Annotated in this window: 24 protein-coding genes; 16 read left to right on the forward strand and 8 right to left on the reverse strand. The window is 62.9% G+C overall.

All coding sequences use genetic code 11. The annotated features are described in order from the left end of the window. Nucleotides 1-2 precede the first annotated feature (2 nt). The 4 genes from AC0L2P_RS14515 to AC0L2P_RS14530 all read right to left on the reverse strand — a co-directional run bounded on the left by AC0L2P_RS14515 (nucleotide 3) and on the right by AC0L2P_RS14530 (nucleotide 4946). Complete coding sequence (locus AC0L2P_RS14515; protein WP_473501950.1) at nucleotides 3-572, reverse strand: GNAT family N-acetyltransferase; 570 nt, start codon at nucleotides 570-572, stop codon at nucleotides 3-5. Between the two features lie 113 nt (nucleotides 573-685). Then, nucleotides 686-1465 (reverse strand): Bax inhibitor-1/YccA family protein, encoded by a 780-nt coding sequence (locus tag AC0L2P_RS14520; RefSeq protein WP_473501951.1) that lies wholly within the window; start codon nucleotides 1463-1465, stop codon nucleotides 686-688. 221 nt (nucleotides 1466-1686) lie between these two features. Then, nucleotides 1687-4236 carry an ABC transporter permease gene (locus tag AC0L2P_RS14525; protein ID WP_473501953.1) on the reverse strand — a complete coding sequence of 850 codons (2550 nt, stop codon included), beginning with the start codon at nucleotides 4234-4236 and terminating at the stop codon, nucleotides 1687-1689. Next, the gene (locus AC0L2P_RS14530) at nucleotides 4236-4946 is read right to left on the reverse strand and encodes an ABC transporter ATP-binding protein (RefSeq protein ID WP_473501954.1); all 711 of its coding nucleotides are present in this window, start codon (nucleotides 4944-4946) and stop codon (nucleotides 4236-4238) included. Before AC0L2P_RS14530 ends, AC0L2P_RS14525 begins: the two co-directional genes overlap by 1 nt. Before the next feature lie 99 nt (nucleotides 4947-5045). Here AC0L2P_RS14530 and AC0L2P_RS14535 point away from each other — a divergent pair, with 99 nt between their 5' ends. From AC0L2P_RS14535 to AC0L2P_RS14550, 4 genes are all read left to right on the forward strand, one after another. Then, a complete protein-coding gene (locus AC0L2P_RS14535; RefSeq protein ID WP_473501955.1) occupies nucleotides 5046-5690 on the forward strand; it encodes an arylesterase in 645 nt (214 codons plus the stop codon). 137 nt (nucleotides 5691-5827) lie between these two features. Beyond that, nucleotides 5828-6424 (forward strand): RNA 2',3'-cyclic phosphodiesterase, encoded by a 597-nt coding sequence (gene thpR / locus AC0L2P_RS14540; RefSeq protein ID WP_473501956.1) that lies wholly within the window; start codon nucleotides 5828-5830, stop codon nucleotides 6422-6424. Between the two features lie 6 nt (nucleotides 6425-6430). After that, nucleotides 6431-6727, forward strand: coding sequence for a 4a-hydroxytetrahydrobiopterin dehydratase (locus tag AC0L2P_RS14545; protein ID WP_352466497.1), 297 nt, complete (start codon nucleotides 6431-6433; stop codon nucleotides 6725-6727). Nucleotides 6728-6820: 93 nt separating this feature from the next. Then, complete coding sequence (locus AC0L2P_RS14550; RefSeq protein ID WP_473501957.1) at nucleotides 6821-7183, forward strand: YkvA family protein; 363 nt, start codon at nucleotides 6821-6823, stop codon at nucleotides 7181-7183. Nucleotides 7184-7228: 45 nt separating this feature from the next. Here AC0L2P_RS14550 and AC0L2P_RS14555 read toward each other — a convergent pair whose 3' ends face one another. Continuing rightward, nucleotides 7229-7654 carry a hypothetical protein gene (locus AC0L2P_RS14555; protein ID WP_473501959.1) on the reverse strand — a complete coding sequence of 142 codons (426 nt, stop codon included), beginning with the start codon at nucleotides 7652-7654 and terminating at the stop codon, nucleotides 7229-7231. Between the two features lie 342 nt (nucleotides 7655-7996). On the opposite strand from AC0L2P_RS14555, the gene AC0L2P_RS14560 reads away from it, so the two are divergent. The 3 genes from AC0L2P_RS14560 to AC0L2P_RS14570 all read left to right on the forward strand — a co-directional run bounded on the left by AC0L2P_RS14560 (nucleotide 7997) and on the right by AC0L2P_RS14570 (nucleotide 10523). Beyond that, nucleotides 7997-8503, forward strand: coding sequence for an invasion associated locus B family protein (locus AC0L2P_RS14560; protein WP_023721899.1), 507 nt, complete (start codon nucleotides 7997-7999; stop codon nucleotides 8501-8503). 338 nt (nucleotides 8504-8841) lie between these two features. Next, entirely contained in the window at nucleotides 8842-10074 is a 1233-nt protein-coding gene (gene rlmN, locus AC0L2P_RS14565) for a dual-specificity RNA methyltransferase RlmN (RefSeq protein WP_473501960.1), read from the forward strand. Beyond that, nucleotides 10071-10523, forward strand: coding sequence for a hypothetical protein (locus tag AC0L2P_RS14570; RefSeq protein WP_473501961.1), 453 nt, complete (start codon nucleotides 10071-10073; stop codon nucleotides 10521-10523). The genes rlmN and AC0L2P_RS14570 overlap by 4 nt, the downstream gene beginning before the upstream one ends. 78 nt (nucleotides 10524-10601) lie before the next feature. Here the strand turns inward: AC0L2P_RS14570 and AC0L2P_RS14575 are convergent, their stop codons facing one another. Further along, complete coding sequence (locus AC0L2P_RS14575; RefSeq protein WP_473501962.1) at nucleotides 10602-11243, reverse strand: LysE family translocator; 642 nt, start codon at nucleotides 11241-11243, stop codon at nucleotides 10602-10604. A 168-nt stretch (nucleotides 11244-11411) separates the two neighbouring features. On the opposite strand from AC0L2P_RS14575, the gene AC0L2P_RS14580 reads away from it, so the two are divergent. Next, nucleotides 11412-12635, forward strand: coding sequence for an argininosuccinate synthase (locus AC0L2P_RS14580; RefSeq protein ID WP_473501964.1), 1224 nt, complete (start codon nucleotides 11412-11414; stop codon nucleotides 12633-12635). Between the two features lie 219 nt (nucleotides 12636-12854). Continuing rightward, nucleotides 12855-13142 (forward strand): GIY-YIG nuclease family protein, encoded by a 288-nt coding sequence (locus AC0L2P_RS14585; protein WP_473502031.1) that lies wholly within the window; start codon nucleotides 12855-12857, stop codon nucleotides 13140-13142. 360 nt (nucleotides 13143-13502) lie between these two features. Here the strand turns inward: AC0L2P_RS14585 and AC0L2P_RS14590 are convergent, their stop codons facing one another. Then, nucleotides 13503-14303 carry a lytic murein transglycosylase gene (locus AC0L2P_RS14590; RefSeq protein ID WP_473502032.1) on the reverse strand — a complete coding sequence of 267 codons (801 nt, stop codon included), beginning with the start codon at nucleotides 14301-14303 and terminating at the stop codon, nucleotides 13503-13505. 185 nt (nucleotides 14304-14488) lie between these two features. On the opposite strand from AC0L2P_RS14590, the gene AC0L2P_RS14595 reads away from it, so the two are divergent. The 7 genes from AC0L2P_RS14595 (at nucleotide 14489) to rpsP (ending at nucleotide 21503) form a co-directional block, all read left to right on the forward strand. Next, nucleotides 14489-15736, forward strand: coding sequence for a flavin monoamine oxidase family protein (locus AC0L2P_RS14595; protein WP_473501965.1), 1248 nt, complete (start codon nucleotides 14489-14491; stop codon nucleotides 15734-15736). A gap of 90 nt (nucleotides 15737-15826) precedes the next feature. Further along, the gene (locus tag AC0L2P_RS14600; RefSeq protein WP_473501966.1) at nucleotides 15827-16921 is read left to right on the forward strand and encodes a zinc-binding metallopeptidase family protein; all 1095 of its coding nucleotides are present in this window, start codon (nucleotides 15827-15829) and stop codon (nucleotides 16919-16921) included. A gap of 63 nt (nucleotides 16922-16984) precedes the next feature. Next, a complete protein-coding gene (locus AC0L2P_RS14605; RefSeq protein WP_473501967.1) occupies nucleotides 16985-17587 on the forward strand; it encodes a DUF1236 domain-containing protein in 603 nt (200 codons plus the stop codon). Nucleotides 17588-17730: 143 nt separating this feature from the next. Next, nucleotides 17731-18693 (forward strand): lysostaphin resistance A-like protein, encoded by a 963-nt coding sequence (locus AC0L2P_RS14610; RefSeq protein WP_473501968.1) that lies wholly within the window; start codon nucleotides 17731-17733, stop codon nucleotides 18691-18693. 410 nt (nucleotides 18694-19103) lie between these two features. Further along, the gene (ffh, locus tag AC0L2P_RS14615; RefSeq protein ID WP_473501969.1) at nucleotides 19104-20717 is read left to right on the forward strand and encodes a signal recognition particle protein; all 1614 of its coding nucleotides are present in this window, start codon (nucleotides 19104-19106) and stop codon (nucleotides 20715-20717) included. Between the two features lie 7 nt (nucleotides 20718-20724). Continuing rightward, nucleotides 20725-21051: a chorismate mutase gene (locus tag AC0L2P_RS14620; protein WP_254817890.1), complete on the forward strand. Its 327-nt coding sequence runs from the start codon at nucleotides 20725-20727 to the stop codon at nucleotides 21049-21051. 50 nt (nucleotides 21052-21101) lie between these two features. Then, nucleotides 21102-21503, forward strand: coding sequence for a 30S ribosomal protein S16 (rpsP, locus tag AC0L2P_RS14625; protein ID WP_254817891.1), 402 nt, complete (start codon nucleotides 21102-21104; stop codon nucleotides 21501-21503). A gap of 72 nt (nucleotides 21504-21575) precedes the next feature. Here rpsP and AC0L2P_RS14630 read toward each other — a convergent pair whose 3' ends face one another. After that, nucleotides 21576-21839 carry a YMGG-like glycine zipper-containing protein gene (locus AC0L2P_RS14630; RefSeq protein ID WP_352466510.1) on the reverse strand — a complete coding sequence of 88 codons (264 nt, stop codon included), beginning with the start codon at nucleotides 21837-21839 and terminating at the stop codon, nucleotides 21576-21578. Nucleotides 21840-21908 lie beyond the last annotated feature (69 nt).

The following is a 21908-nucleotide window of genomic DNA, read 5'->3' on the forward strand; positions in this document are numbered from 1 at the left end:
TCTTATTTTTGTTCGCGGAACTTCCGCTCGGGCAGCGATTGCGGATCGGGCGGGATGGACGCCCCGCCATTGATCGGCAGCTGCATGAAAACCGTGTCGAGCCAACGCCCGTGCTTGTAGCCGGAGCCTTCCAGGCGGCCGGAATGACGAAAGCCGAGCTTCTGGTGCAGCCGTACCGAGGCGCTGTCGGGCCGGCCGTCGCCGATCACCGCGATGATCTGGCGAAATCCCGCCGCCTTGGCCGCCTCGATCAGCCCTCGCATCAAGAGCAGCCCGACGCCTTGCCCTTTGGCCTCGGGTGCTACATAGACGGAATCCTCGACGACGAAGCGGTACGCCGGTCGCGGCCGGAAGGCCCCGGCATAGGCATAGCCGAGCACGACGCCGTCCTTTTCCGCCACCAGATAGGGAAAGCCTCCCGCCATTAGGCTGTCGAAGCGCGCGGCCATCTCGGTGCGATCAGGCGGCTCGAGTTCGTAGCTCGCCGTGCCGTTCGTCACCGCGTAGGCATAGATTTCCATAATCCGGTCAAGGTCGGCCAGTGTTGCGGCGCGTATGACAATGCTGCTCATAATTTATGCACGTCAATCCATCTGCCTTACATCAAAGCAAAAGCCGGCACACAAGAAAAGGGCGGCTGTTGGGCCGCCCTTTCCAAACTCTCCAGTCAGACGATGAGCCCGTATTAGCGACGGTCGCCCATGAACTGCAGCAGGAACATGAACAGGTTGATGAAGTCGAGATAGAGCCTCAGTGCGCCCATGATCGCCTTGCGGCCGGCGACATCAGTTCCGTCGCCCTCGAAATACATCTCCTTGATGTTCTGCGTGTCGTAGGCGGTGAGGCCCGCGAAGATCAGCACGCCAATCGCCGAAACGGCGAAGGAAAGCGCCGACGACTGCAGGAAGATGTTGATCACCATCGCGATGATCAGGCCGACCAGCCCCATGACCAGGAACGACCCGAACGCCGAGAGATCGCGCTTGGTCGTGTAGCCGTAGAGCGACAGCCCGCCAAAGGCGGCGGCGGTGGCGAAGAAGGTCTGCGAGATGCTGGCGGTGGTGTAGACCAGGAAGATCGATGACAGCGACAGGCCGACGAGGCCGGCGTAGACCCAGAACGTCGTCTGGGCGGCCGAAACGCTCATCGACTGGACGCGGAACGACAGGAACATCACCGCTGCCAGCGGCGCAAAGATGACCAGCCATTTCAGCGGCGAGCCGAAGATCGCGTAGCCGAACGAGGTCAGCATTTCGCCGCTTGGCAACGTCGCGACCGCCGAGGCGGGATCGCTGGTGGTGGCCAGCATGATTGTGCCGACCGCGGCAAGGCCGGTGATGAGGAGGCCAAGCCCCATCAGATTGTAGACCTTGATCATGTAGGCGCGCAGGCCCTGGTCGATAGCAGCATCGACGCCGGCGCCGGGCACAGCGCGCGTCTGATAATTGCGAACGGGATCAGCCATGGAAAATCCTCATATTGCTTCTGCCCCGTCCGGTGTCAGGTCCATTTGAACCCAGGCGCCGCTGGCGGGGCTCCAGCATGCCTGCGCCGAAATATGATGGTTCTTGGCGGAAAGGACAAGACCGTAACCAACCGTAATGCTGCGTGAAGTGCCGGAGATCCGGTTTTATTGGCCTTCCCGCCCCCAAACATGAACGAGATTTAATCGAAATCGGCTCTGGCTCAAAGATTCCGCAACACTGGCGCCGCCTTGTGGCCCAGCACCCGCCACGTGCCGGCAAGGCCGATCCCGACCGTGACCACCAGTGAAAAGCCGATAGTCGCCACCGCCACCTCGGGCATGAAGTGCGATGGCAGCGTCATGATGCGCGCGACGACGAACCATGCCGCCACACCGCCCGCCGCCAGCGCGAAGATCGCGGTGGCAAGGCCGATCAGCATGTATTCCAGCGAAAACGCCGCGATCAGTGTTCTCCTGGTCGCTCCCAGCGTCTTCAGCACCACCGCGTCGTGAATGCGGGCCCGGTTGCCGGCGGCAAGCGCCCCGGCCAGCACCAGCACCGAGGCGATCAACGCCACGCCCGCTGCCGCCCTGATTGCCGTGCCGAGCTGCGCGACCAGCCGGTTGACGATTTCGAGCGCGTCCTTGACCCTGACCGTCGTCACCGCGGGAAAGGCACGCGTGACGGCATTGAGAAGACGCGCATCGTCGGCTGCCGACGCATTTGTCTCGGTCAGCGTCGCCAACCAGCCATGCGGCGCCCCGGCAAAGGTGTTGGGCGAGAACACCATGACGAAATTGATGCCCATGGTTTCCCATTCGACCTGGCGGAAATTAGCGATCTTGGCCGTAATGTTGCGGCCGAGCACGTTGACGGTGATGGTATCGCCGAGCTTCAGCCCGATCTCCTTGCCTTCCTCGGCGGAAAACGAGACCAGCGGCTCGCCGGCATAATTCTCGGGCCACCAGCTGCCCTCGGTCAGCGTCGCATTCTCCGGCAGCTTTGCGTCATAGGTCAGGCCGCGATCGCCGCGCAGCACCCAGGCACCTTCGGCCGGAACCTGGACTTTGTCGACATCGACGCCATTGAGCGCCATCACCCGGCCACGCAGCATCGGCACCTTGATCAGCATCCCCTGCGGCGCCTCTTTGCCGATCAGCGCAGAGAAACCAGCGACGTCGCCGCTCTGGATATCGACGAAGAAGAAGTTTGGCGCCCGTTCCGGCAGGCTGCCCGAGATCTGTCGCCTGAGATTGCCGTCGATCAGCGCCAGTGTCACCAGCAGCGTCAGCCCGAGTCCCAGCGACAGCACCACGGATGGCGTCAAGGCGCCAGGCCGATGGATGTTGCCGATGGCGAGCCTGAGCGCGGTCGAGCGCACGCGCGGGCTTTTCTTCGCTGCCCACTGCACCAGCGAGCCGACGACGCGCAGCACCAGGAACGACGACACCGTGGCGCCGACGAAGATCGAGGCAATATGGCGGTCGCCGGAAAACAGGATCGCCAGCACCGCGAGCAGCAGCGCGATGCCCAATGCCGCGGCGATATAGAACGGGCGGGGAAAACCGCGGCCCTCAAAACCCATTTCGCGAAACAGCGCCGTTGCCGGCACGTCGCGGGCACGGCCGAGCGGCAGCAAGGCGAAAGCCAGCGTCACCAGCAGTCCGAACAGTGCTGCCATGCCGAGCGCGCCGGGATAGAACCCACCTTCCGCCGGCACCGGAATGACCGACTGCAGTGCCGCGCTGGCCGCGAACGGCATCAGCGCGCCAAGCACAAGGCCCAACGTGATGCCGAGGGCGGCAATCATCAGGATCTGCACCAGGTAGACGGCAAAGACGAACCCGCCCGAAGCTCCCAGGCTCTTGAAGGTGGCGATGACGCCGCGCTTGCCGTCGAGATAGGCACGCACCGCATTGGCCACGCCGACGCCGCCGACCACCAGCGCCGTCAACCCGACCAGCGTCAGGAATTGCGAGAACCGTTCGATGTTGGAGGACAGCGCCGGAGCTGCGTTGCTGCGCGTGCGGATCGACCAGCCGGCCTGCGGGAACTCTTTTGCCGCCTGCTCCTGGATCGCCTTGATCTGTGCCTCAGTGGTGCCGCCGGGCAGGCGGACCTTATAGGCATTCTCGACCAGGCTGCCCGGCTGGATCAGGCCGGAAGCGGCAAGCCCCTCGGTCGACACCATCAGCCGCGGCGCAAAGCCGAAGCCATCCGACACCGCATCCGGCTCGTTGACCAGCCTGGCACGCAGCTCGAAGGTCGCGCTGCCGAGCTTCAGCCGGTCGCCGATGCCAAGGTTCAGCCGCTCGAACAAAAGATCCGGGGCGGCGGCACCGAAGATGCCGGATTTTTCGCCGAACAAGTCCTCTCTCGACAGCACCGGCTCGGTCTCCAGCGCGCCATAGAGCGGATAGGCGCCGTCGACCGCCTTGGCCTCGACCAGCGCCTGATCGGAGCCGTCCTCGAGCCTGGCCATCGAGCGCATGTTGGCGCTGTGCGAAACCGTGCCCAGCCGGCCGAGGAAGCTGCGTTCGGCTCTGGTCGGATCGCGCTGATTGATCTGGAAGCGGAGATCGCCGCCGAGCAGCGTCTGGCCCTGATCGGCAACACCGGCGGAAATCGCCCGGGCTACCGAATTGACGCCGCCGATTGCCGCGACGCCGAGCGCAATGCAGGCAAGGAAGATCAGGAAGCCGGACAGCCCACCGCGCATTTCGCGCAGCGAAAACTTGAAGGCGAGCCTCAGCGTTTGCGACAGCGGCATCAGGCGGTCACCCTGCCGGCCCTGGAGGCCGGCTTGGATGCGTCCTCGATCAGCCCCGACCGCATCGACACCTGGCGCGAGCAGCGCGCCGCGAGCACCGGGTCATGCGTGACCAGCACCAGCGTCATGGCGCGTTCGGCCGCCTTGGCAAACAGAAGGTCGGCGACGTGCCGCCCCGTCGCTTGGTCGAGATTGCCGGTCGGCTCGTCGGCGATCAGGATGCGCGGCGACGGCGCCAGTGCCCGGGCGATCGCCACGCGCTGCTGCTCGCCGCCAGACAATTCGCCGGGGTAATGGGTGACGCGATCGCTCAAGCCCACCGCCGCCAGCTCGCGTGCCGCCACGCCGAACGGATCGGCATGGCCGGCAAGCTCCAGCGGGACGGCAACGTTTTCCAGCGCCGTCATATTGGGGATGAGATGGAAAGACTGGAACACGATGCCGATGTTTCGTCCCCGAAACGATGCGATCTGGTCTTCGCTTTTGCCGTTCAGCAGCTCGCCGGCAATTCGTACCGAGCCCGAATCGACCCGTTCGAGTCCGGCTAAAACCATCAGCAATGTGGACTTTCCCGAACCTGAAGGTCCAACGATGCCTGTCGCTTCGCCGCCCGCCACGTCGAGGCTGACGCCCTTCAGCACATGCACCGAGGACGCACCTTCGCCGAGCGTCAGCGATACATCTTTCAGCGAAATGACGGCTTCTTCCAAAATCAAATCGTCCTATATGGGAAAATGAAGGCTAGATGCTCGACAAAGATGGAACCGGCCTTCGCCGAAAAATGTTCCTGCTCATATGGGGCCTGCCGGATGGCTTTCAAACACACCTTTGCCACAGCCTTCGCCCTTTTCCTCGCCATCTGCGGCGCCATTTCGTCGGCGCGCGCCGAACCCTTCACCATTGTCGGATTCGGCGACAGCTTGATGGCGGGTTATGGCCTCGGGCCAGGTCAGGGCTTCACCGAAAAGCTGCAGGCGGCGCTTCGCGCCAAAGGCTACGACGTCACGGTTGCCAATGCCGGCGTCTCCGGCGATACGACGAGCGGCGGCCTGTCGCGGCTCGAGTGGTCGGTGCCGGACGGCACGCAACTGGTCATCCTGGAGCTCGGCGCCAACGACATGCTACGCGGCGTTTCGCCCGCGATAGCGGAAAAGAACCTGGACGCCATGCTGGCAACACTGAAGCAGCGCAAGATCGCGGTGTTGCTTGCCGGAATACGCGCGGCGCCCAATCTCGGCGCCGACTACCAGAAGGCGTTCGACGCAATCTTTCCGAGGCTGGCTGAAAAATACGGCGCGCCGCTCTATCCTTTCTTTCTCGAGGGCATCGCCGGTCAATCCGCCCTGCAGCTCGAGGACGGTCTTCATCCAAACGCCCGAGGCGTCGACTGCATCGTCGAGGGTATCCTGCCTAGCGTGGAGAAGGCCATTGAAGTGGTCCGGGGCAATTCCTGAAGGCGAGGGCTCGCCGCTGCAAACACTTTCCGAAGGGGAAACTTTTAGGCAGGCTTGCGACCAACAAACCCCTTGCCCCGTTTGAATATCGATGATTCGCTAGGGCAAGAGTTCGATTCGAGGACAGGAGGCTTCCCATGCCGCGTCTTTTTACCGCCCTCGAAATACCGCGTGATGCCGCTCTTTCGCTGTCCCTGCTCAGGGGCGGCCTGCCCGGAGCCCGCTGGATCGACGTCGAAAACTATCATCTGACGCTGCGCTTCATCGGCGATGTCGAGGGCCATGTCGCCGACGAGATCGCCAACGCGCTCGACCGCGTTCACCGCGCCTCCTTCCCGCTGACGCTGTCCGGCGTCGGCGCTTTCGGCCAGAAGAAGCCGCATGCGGTGTGGGCCGGGGTCGCCGCTTCGCCCGATCTTTCCGCATTGCAGGCCGAGATCGAGCGCATCTGCCAGCGGCTCGGCATACCGGCGGACCCGCGCAAGTTCATGCCGCATGTGACGCTGGCCCGCCTGCGCAATTCGAGCCCGCTCGACGTCGCCCAGTACCTGTCGGCGCGCGGCAATTTTTCGACGCTGCCGTTCCGGATCGGCCGCTTCGTGCTGATGTCGTCGCGCGACTCGGTCGGCGGCGGGCCTTACGTCGTCGAGGAGGCCTGGCCCCTTTCGGGCACTGACAACCGCGTCGCCAGCCGTTTGGTCGGCGCCGCCGACGCTTCGCGGATCATGCGGTAGACGGACATGGCCAGAGAGAAACTAGCAAAAGAGGCGATCAGCGCCGAACTTGCCGGGCTCGACGGCTGGTCGCTGGCCAAGGATGGCGGCTCGATCACCCGTAGCTTCACCTTCAAGAATTTCTCCGAAGCCTTTGCCTTCATGACCCGCGTCGCCCTGGCGGCGGAAAAGATGGACCACCATCCCGACTGGTCGAACGTCTACAAGACGGTAAACGTGACCCTCAACACGCACGACGCCGGCGGCCTGACGGCGTTGGATTTCGATCTGGCCAGAAAGATGAACCGCTATTTCGGCGGCTGAGTCCATCTGCACCTTGCAGCGACGTTCGGCTTTCACCACATTTTGCCTCGCGGTCACGCGTGAAGCCACGCGACAGCCGCAAGGGAGAGGTTGATGGCGCAAAAATCCGGTTTTGATTTCTTCGGCCTCGGCAGCAAGCCGGGCAATGAGAGCGAAGTGCGCGAAAAGTTCTGGCGTACGGCGAAGAAAGCCGCCCGGCAGATCCCGTTCATGGAAGAGGTGGTCGCCGCCTATTACTGCGCCATGGACAAGAAAACGCCGTTGCGCGCCAAAGGCACATTGCTGGCTGCGCTCGGCTATTTCGTGCTGCCGACGGACGTCATCCCCGATTTCATCCTTGGGCTAGGTTTCACCGACGACATCGCCGTGCTGACCGCCGCGATTACCGCCGTCAGCGCCCACATCACGCCGGCGCACCGGCTCGCCGCCAAGCAGGCCATCGCCGACAAGAGCTGAGCCGGTGCGACGAAAAAAATCGCGCGAGAACCGACCTTCCGGCCGTCAAACCCACCGCCGAACCCGCGCCTTGTAGGCACGATAGACGTCTCCGAACTTCCTCTCGAGGGTTGGTGGTATGTTGGTTCGAGCGGCCTGAAAGCGGCCCGCGGCCATCAAGATGAGCACGAAGCCGCACACCGCGAGTACGGCACCGGCCAGAGAGCGGGCGAGCGCCTGCCCGGCCATGACCGGGGTGGGAACGAGCACCTCGAGCACGGCTGCCGCCACCAGGAAGCCAAGGAAGATCAAAGGTGTCAGCGCAATGATCCCGGCCACGTCGGGCGCGCCCGATCCGCCCGCCGCCTCCCCGCCATCCGACCGGGGCACCGGACCACCGACCGCCGTGCGGACGGCGACACGAATGCCGAACACGATCGCCAGGACGACTGCGCCGCCCGCCAGGATCAGGACTGTCTCGGAAATGGCCATGCCCAAATCTCCTGCAAGCCGCCAAGCAGGGCATCCTGGCCGAGTGCCGTGGAAGCGAACACAGACATGGTATCGCCTGCAGGGAAATCCGCGGGAATCGCCGCAAGAACTAGCTGTTTGAAAAGTCAAACTCTTGCCGTTTTCGTGGCCTCCAAGTCGCGGCAGGGACATTGCGCCAGCCGCTTTTCGAGCGGCAGCGCGAAGAGGGCGGCGGTTTCCTGGCGTGAACATCCTTTTCTCAGGGGAAATTCACCGTTTGGTAACCCAGATTAAATCAAAATGAAGCGACGGGCAGGACGCCGAGCCGGCCTGCCGCCGCACCAGTGGAATACGGGAAAAGCGATGCGCGGATTGATTGCTATAGTTTCCAGCCTGGCCCTGGTGGCCTTGACGGCGCCCGCGCTGGCGCAGTCGGCAACCAAGATCGGCCAGCATAATGCCTGGGGCACCTACAGTTATCAGGCGTCGGGCGGCGGAAAGGTCTGCTATGTCCTGACCGTGCCAACCGACAAGCAGCCGCCGACGCTCGATCACGGCGACATGTTCTTCTTCGTCAGCCAGCGGCCGGGGCAGCAAGTGTCCTACGAGCCGCAATTCATCGCCGGCTATACGTTCCAGGAAGGTTCCAAGGCCACCGTCACCATCGACAAGAAGTCTTTCTCGATGTTCACGCGCGGCAAGTCGGCCTGGGTCGAGAACGCCGCCGAGGAGCCGGTGCTGATCGCCGCAATGAAGACCGGCACCGACATGAAGGTATCGGCCAAGTCCGGCCGCGGCAACACCACCACCTACGTCTTCTCGCTGAAGGGCATCTCGGCGGCGCTGGCCTCGATCGCGAAGTGCAAGTAGGCTAGAGCCGGAAGAACGAACCTTTTAGGTGTTGACGCCGCCCCTCATTGCCCTGCCGGGCATTTCTCCGCGTAGAGTGACGGGGAGAAAGAGCGCCGCGTAGAAGTTTTCGCCAATTGCCGGCGTTGCAGGAATGGCGCTGACGTCGCCGCCGGATGAATGGCAGCACCGAGGTCGCAATTGGTTGTCTCCAACGCAAAATTGGACGCAGCCCTTTCTGAAGCTCGCCCTTGCGTGGCGCACCCGGCATGACTCCGCCGCTAACCTGTGCTATGCGCCGCGCTTCATTTCGGGCACGATGCTGTATTCGGCCGCAACTCGCTTATATCAGTGCAACAATGACCCTTTCATTCGATCTTACCGCCGAAGGCGCGCGTGACGCGTTGCGCACCCGCACGACGCCTGAAAACCCGTCGCTGATCGGCTTGACGCGCGCCGAACTCGGGGCCGCCCTCGTCGCCGCGGGCATCGTGCCGGAGCGCCAGGCAAAAATGCGCGCCCAGCAGCTCTGGCATTGGATCTATGTGCGCGGCGTTTCCGATTTTGCCGGCATGTTCAACATCTCCAAGGATCTGCGCGCCGAGCTCGACAAGCATTTCACCATTGCCAGGCCCGAGATCGTCGAGGAGCAGATTTCCTCCGACGGCACGCGCAAATGGCTGTTCCGCTTTCCGCCGCGCGGCGCCGGCCGGCCTGTCGAGATCGAGACCGTCTACATTCCCGAAGAAGGCCGCGGCACGCTCTGCATCTCATCACAGGTCGGCTGTACGCTGACCTGTTCCTTCTGCCACACCGGCACCCAGAAACTGGTACGCAACCTGACGGCGGAAGAAATCCTCGCCCAGCTTTTGACCGCTCGCGACCGGCTCGGCGATTTCCCCGACCGCGATACGCCTGACGGTGCCATCGTGCCGGCCGAGGGCCGAAAGGTGTCCAACGTCGTCATGATGGGCATGGGCGAACCGCTGTACAATTTCGAGGCGGTGAAGAAAGCGCTGCTGATTGCATCCGACGGCGACGGGCTTTCCCTGTCGAAGAGGCGTATCACGCTGTCGACATCGGGCGTCGTGCCTGAGATTTTCCGCACCGGCGAGGAGATCGGCGTCATGCTGGCGATCTCGCTACACGCCACCAATGACGATCTGCGCGATCTTTTGGTGCCGATCAACAAGAAGTATCCGCTGAACGAACTGATCGCCGCCTGCCGTGCCTATCCCGGCCTGTCCAACGCCAAGCGCATCACCTTCGAATACGTAATGCTGAAGGACGTCAACGATTCCATCGAGGACGCCAAGGCGTTGATCAAGCTGCTCAAGGGCATTCCGGCCAAGATCAATCTGATCCCGTTCAATCCGTGGCCGGGCACCAACTACCAGTGCTCGGACTGGGAGACGATCGAGAAATTCGCCGACTACATCAACAATGCCGGCTATGCCTCGCCGATCCGCACGCCGCGCGGCCGCGACATCCTCGCTGCCTGCGGCCAGCTCAAATCCGACTCCGAGCGCATGCGCAAAGTCGACCGGCTGGCGCTGGAAGCGATGATGATCGCGGGGCATGGCGAGGCGTGAATCGCGTCGTCGCCTATCTGATCCGGTTCGCCGTCATCCTTGTCGGCTATGGCGTTGCGTCGCTGGCGGCAAGCGCCTTCCTTAACATCGTGTTCCTGGCGTCTCTCGGGCTGATGACGGACGAGACGCAACCGACGGCGCAGGCGGCGCTGTGGTTTTCAATCCCCTTCGTCGCTCTGTTCGTCGCCTATCTCGCTTTCATGCCGGCGGCTATCGCCATCCTTGTCTCCGAGATTCTTGGCCGGCGTGACTGGCTGTTCTATGCCCTGGCGGGTGCTGTGGTCTCGGCGGTCTTCCTTGGCTTCGTCCACCAGACGGCCGATGCCAATTTCGAGGTTACCAACACCAGCGTTATGCTGGCGGTGATCGGCTGCGGCATGGTCGGCGGTATTTTCTATTGGCTGAGCGCCGGGCGCTCGGCCGGAAGCTGGCGTCAGATTGGACCATGATCCCGAACCGAAGGTCAGCGCTGCAAAAAGTGGAGGCCGGGTTTTTCGGAAAAGATCATGGTCGAGCAGGAATGCGCCCTATTTCGCTTGGGCCGTCAGGATCTTGAGCGCGAAGGCCGAAAAAACTCCGGCAAAGAGATAGTCGACGACGCGCGTCACGCGCGGGCTGGATTTCATCGCGGCCGAGAATTTTTCCGCCGCAAGCACCATCGGCGCCGTCACCGGGATCGCCAGCACGACGAACATCGCGCCGAGGAAGAACAGCTTTCCCGGCGCGTTGGGATCATGGGCGGAGACGAATTGCGGCAGGAAGGTCATGAAGAACAGGATGATCTTCGGGTTGAGCAGATTGACCCCAAGCCCCGCCGCCCAGCTGCGGAACAGCGAGATCTGTGGCCCGCTCTTCTTCTCCGGCGAAAACGCCGACCCTTTTGTGATTGCCTGCCACGCCAGGAAGACCAGATAGCCGGCGCCGAAAATCTTCAGCACGAAGAACGCCATCGGCGAGGCGACGATCAGCGCCGAGACGCCGACCACCACCAGCGTGGTGTGAATCAGCGTGCCGCACAATGCGCCGGCCATTGAGGCAAAGCCGGTGGCGCGGCCCTGGCTCAGCGTGCGCGACACGAACAGCGTCATATCAGGCCCAGGCGTGATCGCCAGGATCACCGTGGCGATAGCGAACTGGATAAGGGTCGTGGTGTCGGGGATGAAGGACATGGTTCGTCTCGTGGCGGCAGAAGACGGCGCAGCCATACCGCAAGAGCCGTATTCTCGCCAGCCTCTGGGCGATACAGCATCTGGTCCAGGCATCGTTCGTCCCTTGCGCTGGCCTAAAACGCCGTGATACCTCGCCCGCGAACAACCCCTGTCGCGGAACGCCTCACCATGTCGAAAGCAAAAGCCGTCAAGAAAGTCGTGCTCGCCTATTCCGGCGGCCTTGACACCTCGATCATCCTGAAATGGCTGCAGACCGAGCTCGGCGCCGAGGTCGTCACCTTCACCGCCGATCTAGGCCAGGGTGGTGAACTGGAGCCGGCTAGGCGCAAGGCCGAGATGATGGGTATCAAGGATATCCGCATCATGGACGTCCGCGAGGAATTCGTATCCGACTTCGTTTTCCCGATGTTCCGCGCTAACGCCGTCTATGAAGGCACCTATCTGCTCGGCACCTCGATCGCCCGTCCGCTGATTTCGCAGCACCTTGTCGAGATCGCCAGGGAGACCGGCGCCGATGCGATCGCCCATGGCGCCACCGGCAAGGGCAACGACCAGGTGCGTTTCGAGCTGTCGGCCTATGCGCTCAACCCCGACATCAAGGTCATCGCGCCCTGGCGCGATTGGTCGTTCAAGTCGCGCACCGATCTCATCAATTTCGCCGAGCAGCACCAGATCCCGGTGCCGAAGGACAAGAAGGGCGATGCGCCTTTCTCGGTCGACGCTAACCTGCTGCACTCCTCCTCCGAGGGCAAGGTGCTGGAAGACCCGTGGAGCGAGCCGCCGGAATTCGTCCACCAGCGCACCATCTCGCCGATGGATGCGCCGAATGAGGTCACCGAGATCGAGATCGAATTCCTGAAGGGCGATCCGGTTGCGCTCAACGGCAAGAAGCTGTCGCCGGCAACGATGCTGGCGGCGCTGAACGATCTCGGCCGTGACAATGGCATCGGCCGGCTCGACCTGGTCGAGAACCGTTTCGTTGGCATGAAGTCGCGCGGTGTCTACGAGACCCCCGGCGGCACCATCCTGATATCGGCCCACCGGGCGATCGAATCGATCACGCTCGACCGCGGAGCCGCCCATCTCAAGGACGAGTTCATGCCGCGCTATGCCGAGCTCATCTATAACGGCTTTTGGTTCGCGCCCGAGCGGCTGATGCTGCAGGCGATGATCGACAAGAGCCAGGAAGACGTCGAAGGCACGGTGCGGCTGAAGCTCTACAAGGGCAACGTGATTGTCATCGGCCGCAAGTCGAGGAAATCGCTCTATTCCGACGCGCTGGTCACCTTCGAGGACGACCGCGGCGCCTACGATCAGAAGGACGCCGAAGGTTTCATCCGCCTCAACGCGCTCAGGCTGCGCACGCTGGCGGCGCGTAGTCGTAAAGGCTAGCCTGTTCCTCCGCACCGAGGGATTTGGCTCTTTGACTTGCATCCGCCCTCTCCACGCTGGCGATTAGCCTATCCCCACCATCCCTTCGTCATCCCAGGGCGGAGCAAGGAGCGAAGCGACGCGGCGCAGACCCCAGGATCCATGCCGTTACATCCGCCGAAGCATGCAGCGGTTCAGAACTGCACTTGCGTCGGCACCGGCGCCAGCTACCCTTCAACCATGACCGGCTACGCCTACATGACTGCAAGCCAGAAGCGCGGCACGATCTACATCGGTGTCACCAACGATTTCGGCCGCTGCATGCCGGAGCACAAAACCGGCCAAGGCTCGCGCTTCACCAGCCGTTACGGCGTGCAGCGTCTGGTCTGGTACGAGGAACATTTCGACATTGGCGACGCCATCCAGCGCGAGAAGTCGCTGAAGCGATGGCCGCGCCAATGGAAGATCGAGCTGATCGAGAAAACCAATCCAGAGTGGTTCGAACTTTTTCGCGGGACCGAGTGGTAGCGTTCGCTTCTGGTCCGCAGGCGCACTGCCGTCCAGGTAACGGCATGGATCCCAGGGTCTGCGCCGCGTCGCTTCGCTCCTTGCTCCGCCCTGGGATGACGAAGTGGAGGGTTGTTTCAGCTAATCTCCAAGCCTTTGCGAGGAAGCCGACGGCATGACATTTTCCACGCGCATCGCGCTCAATGTCTCAACCGTTGATTCACATCCGGCAAGGTGCTCGTCGGCTGCTCCTACGCGCTCGACGTGAAATAGAAACCCGGCGCTTGGCCGGGGCTTTCTGTCGAATAGAGCAATTCCAGGAAAAGTGTGAAACGGTTTTCCGTCCGGAATTGCGTTAAAACAAAGCTCTAGAGGTTTCTATCAGTCGGCGTCGATCGCCGTGGCGATGCGGGCGATCGCCTGTTGATAGACGCTCGCGGAGTTCCAGCCGGCAATTGCACCGATATTCGCCTGCGCGCTCGCACCAGCCTGCCAACCATGACTCTTGAGGAAATTGGCGGTGGAAGCCAGCGCAGTGGCCTTGTCACGCAGATTCTTGTTGCCGACTCCATACTTCAAAACATTTCCGGGTAGGAATTGCGTGTGGCCAATCTCGCCATGCGCGGCACCGACCGACGAAGCGGTCAACGCTCCGCTGTCAACCAGCTTCAGGGCTGCAATAGCATGCGGGTAAAAGAACTCGGGGCGGCGGCAGTCATAGGCAAGGGTCAAAATCGCAGAGACCGTGTTCTGGTTGCCCAAGGCGGAACCGAAGCCGGTCTCCATGCCCCAGATGGCGAGCAACACGCCCGGCGATACGCCGTAATTCCGTTCGATCTTGTCGAACAGCGCCGCGTTCGCCTTCTTCAGCGCACGGCCCCTGGCAATGATCGCGGACGCGCCACGGCGCTTCATGAAAGCTTCCACCGAGCCGCTGAAAGCCTTATGGATGGCGCGGTCGACGGAGATCGTCTTTGTTGCGTAGGTTGCGCGAGCCAGAGCGGCTAGGCCCTTCGAGCCGACACCGTCGGCCTTGGCCTCCGCGGCAAACTCCGGCTTCCAGGCATCGAAGCCGGCGCCGTTTTTGCCACAACTGCCCGCTGCCTGCGCGCCCGTCGCCAGCGCAAGCACCGCCACCACCGTGGCCACTACAAACATCTTCCCCTTGGCAAGAAATGCCATGCTGCTCTCCTGGTTGCCTGAATCACGTTCCCAATTGCGAACTTGCCTGCAAAACACCTGCTTGTCACTGCCCCGGCGCTGCGTCGATGCAGTCAATACAGCAGGAACCTCAAATCCACCACACTGGCGGACGCCCGGGAATTTGCCTACGATCAAGTAATTATTGTGGCGGGGACAGAATAAGCATGGAAGACGTTGATGTCGTAATCATCGGCGCCGGTTCAGCCGGCCTTTCGGCTGCCAAGACCCTGCGCGCTGCCGGTTTTTCCTTCAAATTGTTGGAAGCGACGAACCGCATTGGCGGCCGCGCCTGGACCAGCGACCAGCATTTCGGCGTGCCGTTCGACATCGGCTGCGCCTGGCTGCATGCCGCGGATCGCAATCCCTATTTTCCCGAGGCGAAAGCCGCTGCCTGGACGCTTCATCACCACGACATGAATGTCGATCATCTCTATTACCGCGAGCGAAAGGCAAGCGAAGCCGAGGAGGCGGCGATGAAGGTGGCCGACGCAAGGCTGTTCGAACTGGTGGCGGCACATCAGGTGAGGGAAGGCGACGATGACCGCCTTTCGGCGTTGCTCGCCAGGGGACACGCGCCGCGCGCCGCCGCAACCTTCGCCGGACCGATGGATTTCGGCGCCGACGAGGACGAGATATCGATCCGCGACTTTCAGGCCGCCGCCGATCTCGATCCGAACTATTTCACCAGGGAAGGCTTCGGTACGCTGGTTGCCCGCTTCGGTGCCGATGTGCCGGTGGAATTGTCGACGCCGGTGCGCAAGATCCTCTGGGATGGGCCGGGCGTAGCCTGCGTCACCGATCGCGGTACCATCTGCGCCAAGGCGGTTATCGTCACCGCCTCGCCGGCAGTGCTCGCCTTCGAGGAGATTGCGTTCTCGCCAGCACTGCCCGATGCGCATTTCGCCGCCTTCTTCGACCTGCCGATGGGCATGCTGACCAAGCTGCCGGTGGAAATATCCGGTACCAGGCTCGGCCTGGAGCCGTTCGACGATTTGCTGATCGAGCGGTTGGCCCGGCACGACATCTACTTCCTCTGCTTTCCCTTCGATCTTGATTTGATGGTCGGTTTCGTCGGCGGCGATTTCGCCTGGGAGATGTCGGCAGCGGGCGAGGCTGCCGGCATCGACTTCGTCGTCGACCGGCTCTGCGGCATCTTTGGCGGCGACGTGCGAAAACATGTCGGACGCGCGATGATGACCAATTGGGGCGCAGAACGGTTCGTGCGCGGCGCCTATGCGGCGGCGCGGCCCGGCCGTTCGCAAGCGCGCGCCACGCTGATGCAGCCGGTGGCGGAAAAGATCTTCTTCGCCGGCGAGCATTTGGCCGGTCCGCTGATGCAGACCTGCGGCGGCGCCAGGCTATCGGGCGAGGCAGTGGCCAAGGAGGTCGTCGCCCAGCTTGCGGCAAAATAGCATCGGCCGGCAGGAACGTGGGCAGCTGCCAGGCGTTTGGCGTTCTCCTGCTCGTATCGTCCTCCGCATTTCGACAGATTTGAGACGCCAATGAAGCTTTTCGACTGCCCGCATTGCGGCCACCGTCTCTATTTCGAGAATGCGCAATGCCTAAACTGCGCCAGCCTCGTGCTCTACGATCCCGAGAACGCGCGCTTCGCGCTGTCCGGCGTCGATGTCTTTCACTGCACCAATGCCGACGAATGCGCCTGCAACTGGATGGCGGAGCCCGGCCACGCCTTCTGCCGCGCCTGTGCGCTGAACCAGCTCATCCCGGATCTGTCGGTCGACGGCAATCGCCGCCGCTGGATCCGTGTCGAGGCGGCAAAGAAACGCGCCGTCTATTCGCTGCTCGCCTTCGGCCTGCCCGTCGCACCCAAGCAGGACGTTGGCGACGAGATCGGCCTCGCTTTCGATTTTCTTGCCGATCCGATCGGCGGCGGTCCTGGTGGCGAGCGCATCCTGACCGGCCATGACAATGGCCGGATCACACTCAACGTTGCCGAGGCGGATTCGGCCGAGCGCGAGCGGCGACGCGTCGAGATGGGCGAGAACTACCGCACGCTGCTCGGCCATTTCCGCCATGAGCTCGGCCATTATTACTGGGACCGCTTGATCCGCGACGATCCGCAAAAGCTTGCCGGTTTTCGCGCTTTGTTCGGCGACGAACGCGCCGACTACGAACAAGCGCTGAAAACCTATTATGCCGATGGCGCGCCGCCCGACTGGCAGCCGCGCCATATCTCGGCCTATGCGACGTCGCACCCGTGGGAGGATTGGGCCGAGACATGGGCGCATCACATGCATATCACCGACACGCTGGAGATGGTGCATGCCCTGAATTTCCCGCTCGGCCGGCTGGAGACCGTCGATGCCAACGAGCTGCCGCGCGCCGACACCGGCGGCGAGCTGCAGCCGGCACCATCAGAACCCGCCGCCAGGCCGGAGCCCTTCGAAAGGGTCCTCGACCGCTGGCTGGTGCTGTCGGAGGCGTCCAACTCGATCAACCGCTGCATGGGCCTGCCCGATCTCTATCCCTTCGTCATCTCGGACGTGGCGGCGCAAAAACTTGCTTTTGTTCACGAGCTTTTGACCGACCTGCCGAAAACTACTGGAACAAATCGTGAGCCGGCCGAAGCCTTTTAGCCGGAACGCATGCGGCTTTGCTTCGTTTTCCGTCCCAAGGGACTGTGAAACGGAGAGAAGACCATGAAACGCATATTGTTTCCGGCGGTGGCCGGAGCGCTCATAGCGATGTCGGGCTCTGCTTTGGCCGACACCGCCGTCTCGGCTATCACCGATCTCAATGTACGCGCCGGCCCCGGCCCGCAATATCCGGTGATTGGCGTGCTCGCCGCCGGCCAGTCGGCGACGCTTGACGGCTGCATCGCCAACAGCAAATGGTGCACCATCGCCGAGGCCAACGGCCAAGGCTGGGTCTATTCCGACTATGTGACGGCCGATTTCGGCGGCAGTCGCATGGTCCTGACGCAGCGTCCGGCCAGCGCCGACATTGCCGTCGTGACGCCGCCCTCCGATAGCGTCGAATATTCCGGCAGCTATACCGGAGCGATCGTTGCCGGCGAGGCGATCGAGCCTATCCGCAGACCGCCGGCCGAGATCCGTACCTATGTCCGTACGCATCGGCTCGATCCGGTCTATCTCGAGGGCGAGGTGGTGACGGGCGCGACGTTGCCTGACACTGTCGAGCTGCGCGAGATTCCCGACTATGATTACCGCTACGTCTATGTGAACGGCCAGCCGGCACTGGTCGATCCAGGCACCCGGCGCATCATGTACGTCGAGCGCTGACGATACAAACAGGGCGGTCGCCCTGTAAGGGCGGCCGCACTGCCGACATGGCCACAAACCGGTATTGCCGCTGCAATACCGGTTTCCACATTGGGGCCGATGTTCTAGACCTTGCGAGCCGAATCACCAGCCAGCGAGCCCGCGTGACGATCGACCCAGTCGCCTTCCAACAGTACCGGCACACCGCCAACGAGAAGACCACTTTGCCGCGCCTTGTGCTTGGAACGGTGGTCGTCGTCCTGTTCTGGCTCGGAACCACTGCCGCCGTGCTGTTCGGCGGCACCTATGCCTTTGCCGTGTGGCAAGCGTCGTCAGGCACCGCCCCGCCAGGGGTAGTGCAGGATTTCATGGCCTCTCCCACGGGCATCCTCGCGGCGCTGGCTTCATTTGCCGGAATCTGGCTCGGCCTTTGGGCTGCCATGCGCTGGATCCATCGCGAGAAGCTGACGGCCCTGATCGGCGTCAGCCGGCGCATTTCATGGTCGGGGTTCCTGAAAGGGCTGGCCGCGGTGCTGGTCACCTCGCTGCTTTCCGAGATCCTGCTTTATGGTTTGCAGCCGGACATCGTGCGCGGCGCAATCGGCCTGTCGTCGTGGCTTTTGTTCCTGATCCCGATCGCCGCCCTGACTTTTCTGCAGACCTCGTCGGAGGAGATGCTGTTTCGCGGTTACCTGCTAAGAGGTCTGGCAAGCCGTTTCCAGAGCCCATTCATCTGGGCGCTGCTGCCAGGATTGCTGTTCACCTCGCTGCACTGGAGCCCAGGCTCGAGCGCCGCGATCAATGCCTGCGTGCTGGCCTCGATCGCCGCCTTTGCGCTGTTGCTGACGCTTCTGGTCTATGCAACCGGCAATCTCGGTGCCGGGTTCGGCACCCATCTCGGCAATAATCTGACCGGTTTCCTGCTGATTTCGCACCAACAAAGCTATAATTCCTTCGCCCTGTTCAACGCCAAGCCGCTCGAAGCCGTCGGCTGGACGACTTTGGACGCCGTCCTCATCGCCGCAATCGGCATCGTCAGCAGCCTGTTGACCGTTCTGCTGCTTTTGCATCCGCGCTCACCGCTGAAGGTCGAGCCGGATATGGCCCGCGCGGGCAGCGTGCGCTGATATGCCTTGCCTGGTCGTCCTGAGCATATTTGGCGCAAAGCTTGACCAAAGCTTGACTCTGCGGCCGATTTCCTGTCTACACGCCGCGAATTCCGCGACGAGTATTCCTCCGAGCAAACCGACCGGGACGCCGAAACCTCTTTGAGGTGAAGTGCTGTAAATCGATCCCGGAGGCCAACACCCGGCAGCGCTGTGCGCCCCCGGGTGCTTTTTGGCTTTGGGCTTTGCCCGGACCGGCTTTTGCTTGGACGGTTGGCGCGAACGCATTACCTCTCGGGCATCATCCGGGTGCCAGGGAAAAGGAAAAAGAATGTTTGAATCGCTACAGGAACGTACAAGGGGCGTGGAGGGTCATCGGCCCGGCAGGAATCAAAATGAATCCAAGACGCTGTCGCGCGGTGGGTTGACCAATGTTTGAGTCCCTGCAAGAGCGCCTTGGTTCCATCCTGAACGGCCTCACCGGTCGCGGCGCCTTGTCGGAGGCTGATGTCTCGGCGGCGCTGCGCGAGGTGCGCCGAGCGTTGCTCGAGGCCGACGTGGCGCTGGAAGTGGTGCGTTCCTTCACCGACAAGGTGCGTGAGAAGGCCGTCGGCGCCGCCGTGGTCAAGTCGATCAAGCCCGGCCAGATGGTCGTCAAGATCGTCCATGACGAGCTGGTCGAGATGCTCGGCGCCGAAGGCGTCGCCATCGACCTCAATGCACCGGCTCCGGTCGTCATCATGATGGTCGGCTTGCAGGGTTCCGGCAAGACGACGACCTCGGCCAAGATCGCCAGGCGCCTCACCGACCGTCAAAACAAGAAAGTCTTGATGGCCTCGCTCGACACGCGGCGTCCCGCCGCGCAAGAGCAGCTCCGCCAGCTCGGCGAGCAGGTCAAGGTCGCCACATTGCCGATCGTCGCCGGCCAGACGCCGGTCGATATCGCCCGCCGCGCCGTGCAGGCGGCCAAGCTCGGTGGCCATGACGTCGTCATCCTCGACACTGCCGGCCGCACCCATATCGACGAGCCGCTGATGGTCGAGATGGCCGACATCAAGAAAATGTCGTCGCCGCACGAGATCCTGCTGGTCGCCGATTCGCTGACCGGCCAGGACGCCGTCAATCTGGCAAAAAGCTTCGATGAGCGCGTCGGCATCACCGGCCTTGTGCTGACTCGCATGGACGGCGACGGTCGCGGTGGTGCGGCGCTCTCGATGCGCGCCGTCACCGGTAAGCCGATCAAGCTGATCGGCACCGGCGAAAAAATGGACGCGTTGGAGGAATTCCACCCCAAGCGCATCGCCGACCGCATCCTCGGCATGGGCGACATCGTCAGCCTCGTCGAAAAGGCGGCCGAGAACATCGACGCCGAACAGGCGGCGGCGATGGCCAAGAAGATGCAGTCGGGCAAGTTCGACCTGAACGACCTCGCCGGCCAGCTTCAGCAAATGTCGAAAATGGGCGGCATGGGCGGCATCATGGGGATGATGCCCGGCATGGGCAAGATGAAGGACCAGATGGCCGCCGCCGGTCTCGACGACAAGATGTTCGGCCGCCAGCTCGCCATCATCTCGTCGATGACCAAGGCCGAGCGCGCCAACCCCGATATTCTAAAACACTCCCGCAAGAAGCGCATCGCCGCCGGCTCGGGTACCGACGCGGCCGAAATCAACAAGCTGTTGAAGATGCATCGCGGCATGGCCGATATGATGAAGGCGATGGGCGGCAAGGGCAAAGGCGGCGGCCTGATGCGCGGCATGATGGGCGGCCTCGCCTCCAAGATGGGGCTCGGCGGCATGATGCCTGGCGGCCCAGGCGGTCCCGGAGGCGGCGTGATGGGCGGCGGCATGCCGGATCTCTCCAAGATGGACCCCAAGCAGCTCGAAGCCTTGCAGAAGCAGGCGCGGGCGGCCGGGCTCGGCGGCATGAAGGGCCTGCCCGGTGGTCTTCCCGGTGGCGGTGGCCTGCCTGGGCTGCCGGGCGGCATGAAACTTCCCGGCCTGCCGGGCGGTGGCGGGCTGCCTGGCCTCGGCAAGAAGAAGTGAGGGCGCCATGAACGAAGAGAAGGACATGGCGGACGCGCGTGCGGCGCTGGCCAATTATCGCGCCTCGATCGACAATATCGACGCTGCGCTGATCCACATGCTGGCCGAGCGCTTCCGCTGCACCAAAGCAGTCGGCGTGCTGAAGGCGGAACATGGCCTGCCGCCTGCCGACCCGGCGCGCGAGCAGGAGCAGATCGCCCGTCTTCGCCAATTGGCGAAGGACGCCCATCTCGACCCGGATTTCGCGGAGAAATTCCTGAACTTCGTCGTCCGCGAAGTGATCCGCCATCACGAGCAGATCGCCGCATCCAACGGCGTGACGAAAACCGGCTGAGGACCAGCCACCGACCGATCAACCAAATCAGAGCTTTTAGGAGAAAAGAAATGCCACTGAAAATCCGACTGGCCCGTGCGGGCTCGAAGAAGCGTCCCTATTACCATGTCGTCGTCGCCGACGCGCGTTCGCCGCGCGACGGTCGTTTCATCGAGTCGCTCGGCTCATGGAATCCGCTGCTGCCCAAGGACGGCGAACGTGTCAAGGTCGACGCCGAGCGCGTCAAGCATTGGCTGTCGCATGGCGCCCAGCCGACCGACCGCGTGCTGCGCTTCCTCGATGAAGCCGGTATAGCCAAGCGCGAAGCCCGGTCCAACCCGAAGAAGGCCGAGCCCGGCAAGAAGGCGCAAGAGCGCGCGGCCTTGCTGAAGAAGGCGCAGGAAGATGCCGCCGCGGCCGTTGCCGCCGCTGCAGCCGCGCCGGCCGAGGCGGAAGCCGCCAGCGCCGAATAAATCATCTCCATAACCACGAAACGGCGGGACTTGCCCGCCGTTTTGCTATTGCATCCATATGATGGGGGCCGATCAATAGCCTTCCGGGCAGCTCGCAACGTAGACACGACCGTTGCGATCGCGATAACGGCATTGGCCGCTTTCGCTGGCACGGCCGATCAGCGCACCGGCCAAGGCGCCGGCCGCACCGCCGATCACCGCGCCCTGGGTCGGGTTGCCGGCCACCGCAGCGCCGACCGCCGCACCGCCCAGGCCACCAACTGCCGCGCCTTGCTCAGTACGGGAACAGGCACCGAGCGGCACCAGCAGGGCCATCAAGATCATCACCTTTTTCATTGTCGTTCCTCTCCAACAGGGTGCCGTCCTCGCCGCTGCACCCCCTAACTCGCAACCAGGCGATTTGAT

It is taken from the genome of Mesorhizobium sp. WSM4836, from assembly GCF_055811815.1.

Bases quoted from the DNA above. Each gene is read 5' to 3' on its own strand.
- AC0L2P_RS14585 (WP_473502031.1), top strand. From the start codon at position 12,855: ATGACCGGCTACGCCTACATGACTGCAAGCCAGAAGCGCGGCACGATC.
- rlmN (WP_473501960.1), top strand. From the start codon at position 8,842: ATGACCCTTTCATTCGATCTTACCGCCGAAGGCGCGCGTGACGCGTTG.
- AC0L2P_RS14560 (WP_023721899.1), top strand. From the start codon at position 7,997: ATGCGCGGATTGATTGCTATAGTTTCCAGCCTGGCCCTGGTGGCCTTG.
- AC0L2P_RS14605 (WP_473501967.1), top strand. From the start codon at position 16,985: ATGAAACGCATATTGTTTCCGGCGGTGGCCGGAGCGCTCATAGCGATG.
- AC0L2P_RS14590 (WP_473502032.1), bottom strand. From the start codon at position 14,303: ATGGCATTTCTTGCCAAGGGGAAGATGTTTGTAGTGGCCACGGTGGTG.
- AC0L2P_RS14575 (WP_473501962.1), bottom strand. From the start codon at position 11,243: ATGTCCTTCATCCCCGACACCACGACCCTTATCCAGTTCGCTATCGCC.
- AC0L2P_RS14630 (WP_352466510.1), bottom strand. From the start codon at position 21,839: ATGAAAAAGGTGATGATCTTGATGGCCCTGCTGGTGCCGCTCGGTGCC.
- AC0L2P_RS14545 (WP_352466497.1), top strand. From the start codon at position 6,431: ATGGCCAGAGAGAAACTAGCAAAAGAGGCGATCAGCGCCGAACTTGCC.
- AC0L2P_RS14620 (WP_254817890.1), top strand. From the start codon at position 20,725: ATGAACGAAGAGAAGGACATGGCGGACGCGCGTGCGGCGCTGGCCAAT.
- thpR (WP_473501956.1), top strand. From the start codon at position 5,828: ATGCCGCGTCTTTTTACCGCCCTCGAAATACCGCGTGATGCCGCTCTT.
- AC0L2P_RS14580 (WP_473501964.1), top strand. From the start codon at position 11,412: ATGTCGAAAGCAAAAGCCGTCAAGAAAGTCGTGCTCGCCTATTCCGGC.
- ffh (WP_473501969.1), top strand. From the start codon at position 19,104: ATGTTTGAGTCCCTGCAAGAGCGCCTTGGTTCCATCCTGAACGGCCTC.
- AC0L2P_RS14525 (WP_473501953.1), bottom strand. From the start codon at position 4,236: ATGCCGCTGTCGCAAACGCTGAGGCTCGCCTTCAAGTTTTCGCTGCGC.
- AC0L2P_RS14535 (WP_473501955.1), top strand. From the start codon at position 5,046: ATGGCTTTCAAACACACCTTTGCCACAGCCTTCGCCCTTTTCCTCGCC.
- AC0L2P_RS14595 (WP_473501965.1), top strand. From the start codon at position 14,489: ATGGAAGACGTTGATGTCGTAATCATCGGCGCCGGTTCAGCCGGCCTT.
- AC0L2P_RS14520 (WP_473501951.1), bottom strand. From the start codon at position 1,465: ATGGCTGATCCCGTTCGCAATTATCAGACGCGCGCTGTGCCCGGCGCC.
- AC0L2P_RS14515 (WP_473501950.1), bottom strand. From the start codon at position 572: ATGAGCAGCATTGTCATACGCGCCGCAACACTGGCCGACCTTGACCGG.
- rpsP (WP_254817891.1), top strand. From the start codon at position 21,102: ATGCCACTGAAAATCCGACTGGCCCGTGCGGGCTCGAAGAAGCGTCCC.
- AC0L2P_RS14600 (WP_473501966.1), top strand. From the start codon at position 15,827: ATGAAGCTTTTCGACTGCCCGCATTGCGGCCACCGTCTCTATTTCGAG.
- AC0L2P_RS14550 (WP_473501957.1), top strand. From the start codon at position 6,821: ATGGCGCAAAAATCCGGTTTTGATTTCTTCGGCCTCGGCAGCAAGCCG.
- AC0L2P_RS14555 (WP_473501959.1), bottom strand. From the start codon at position 7,654: ATGGCCATTTCCGAGACAGTCCTGATCCTGGCGGGCGGCGCAGTCGTC.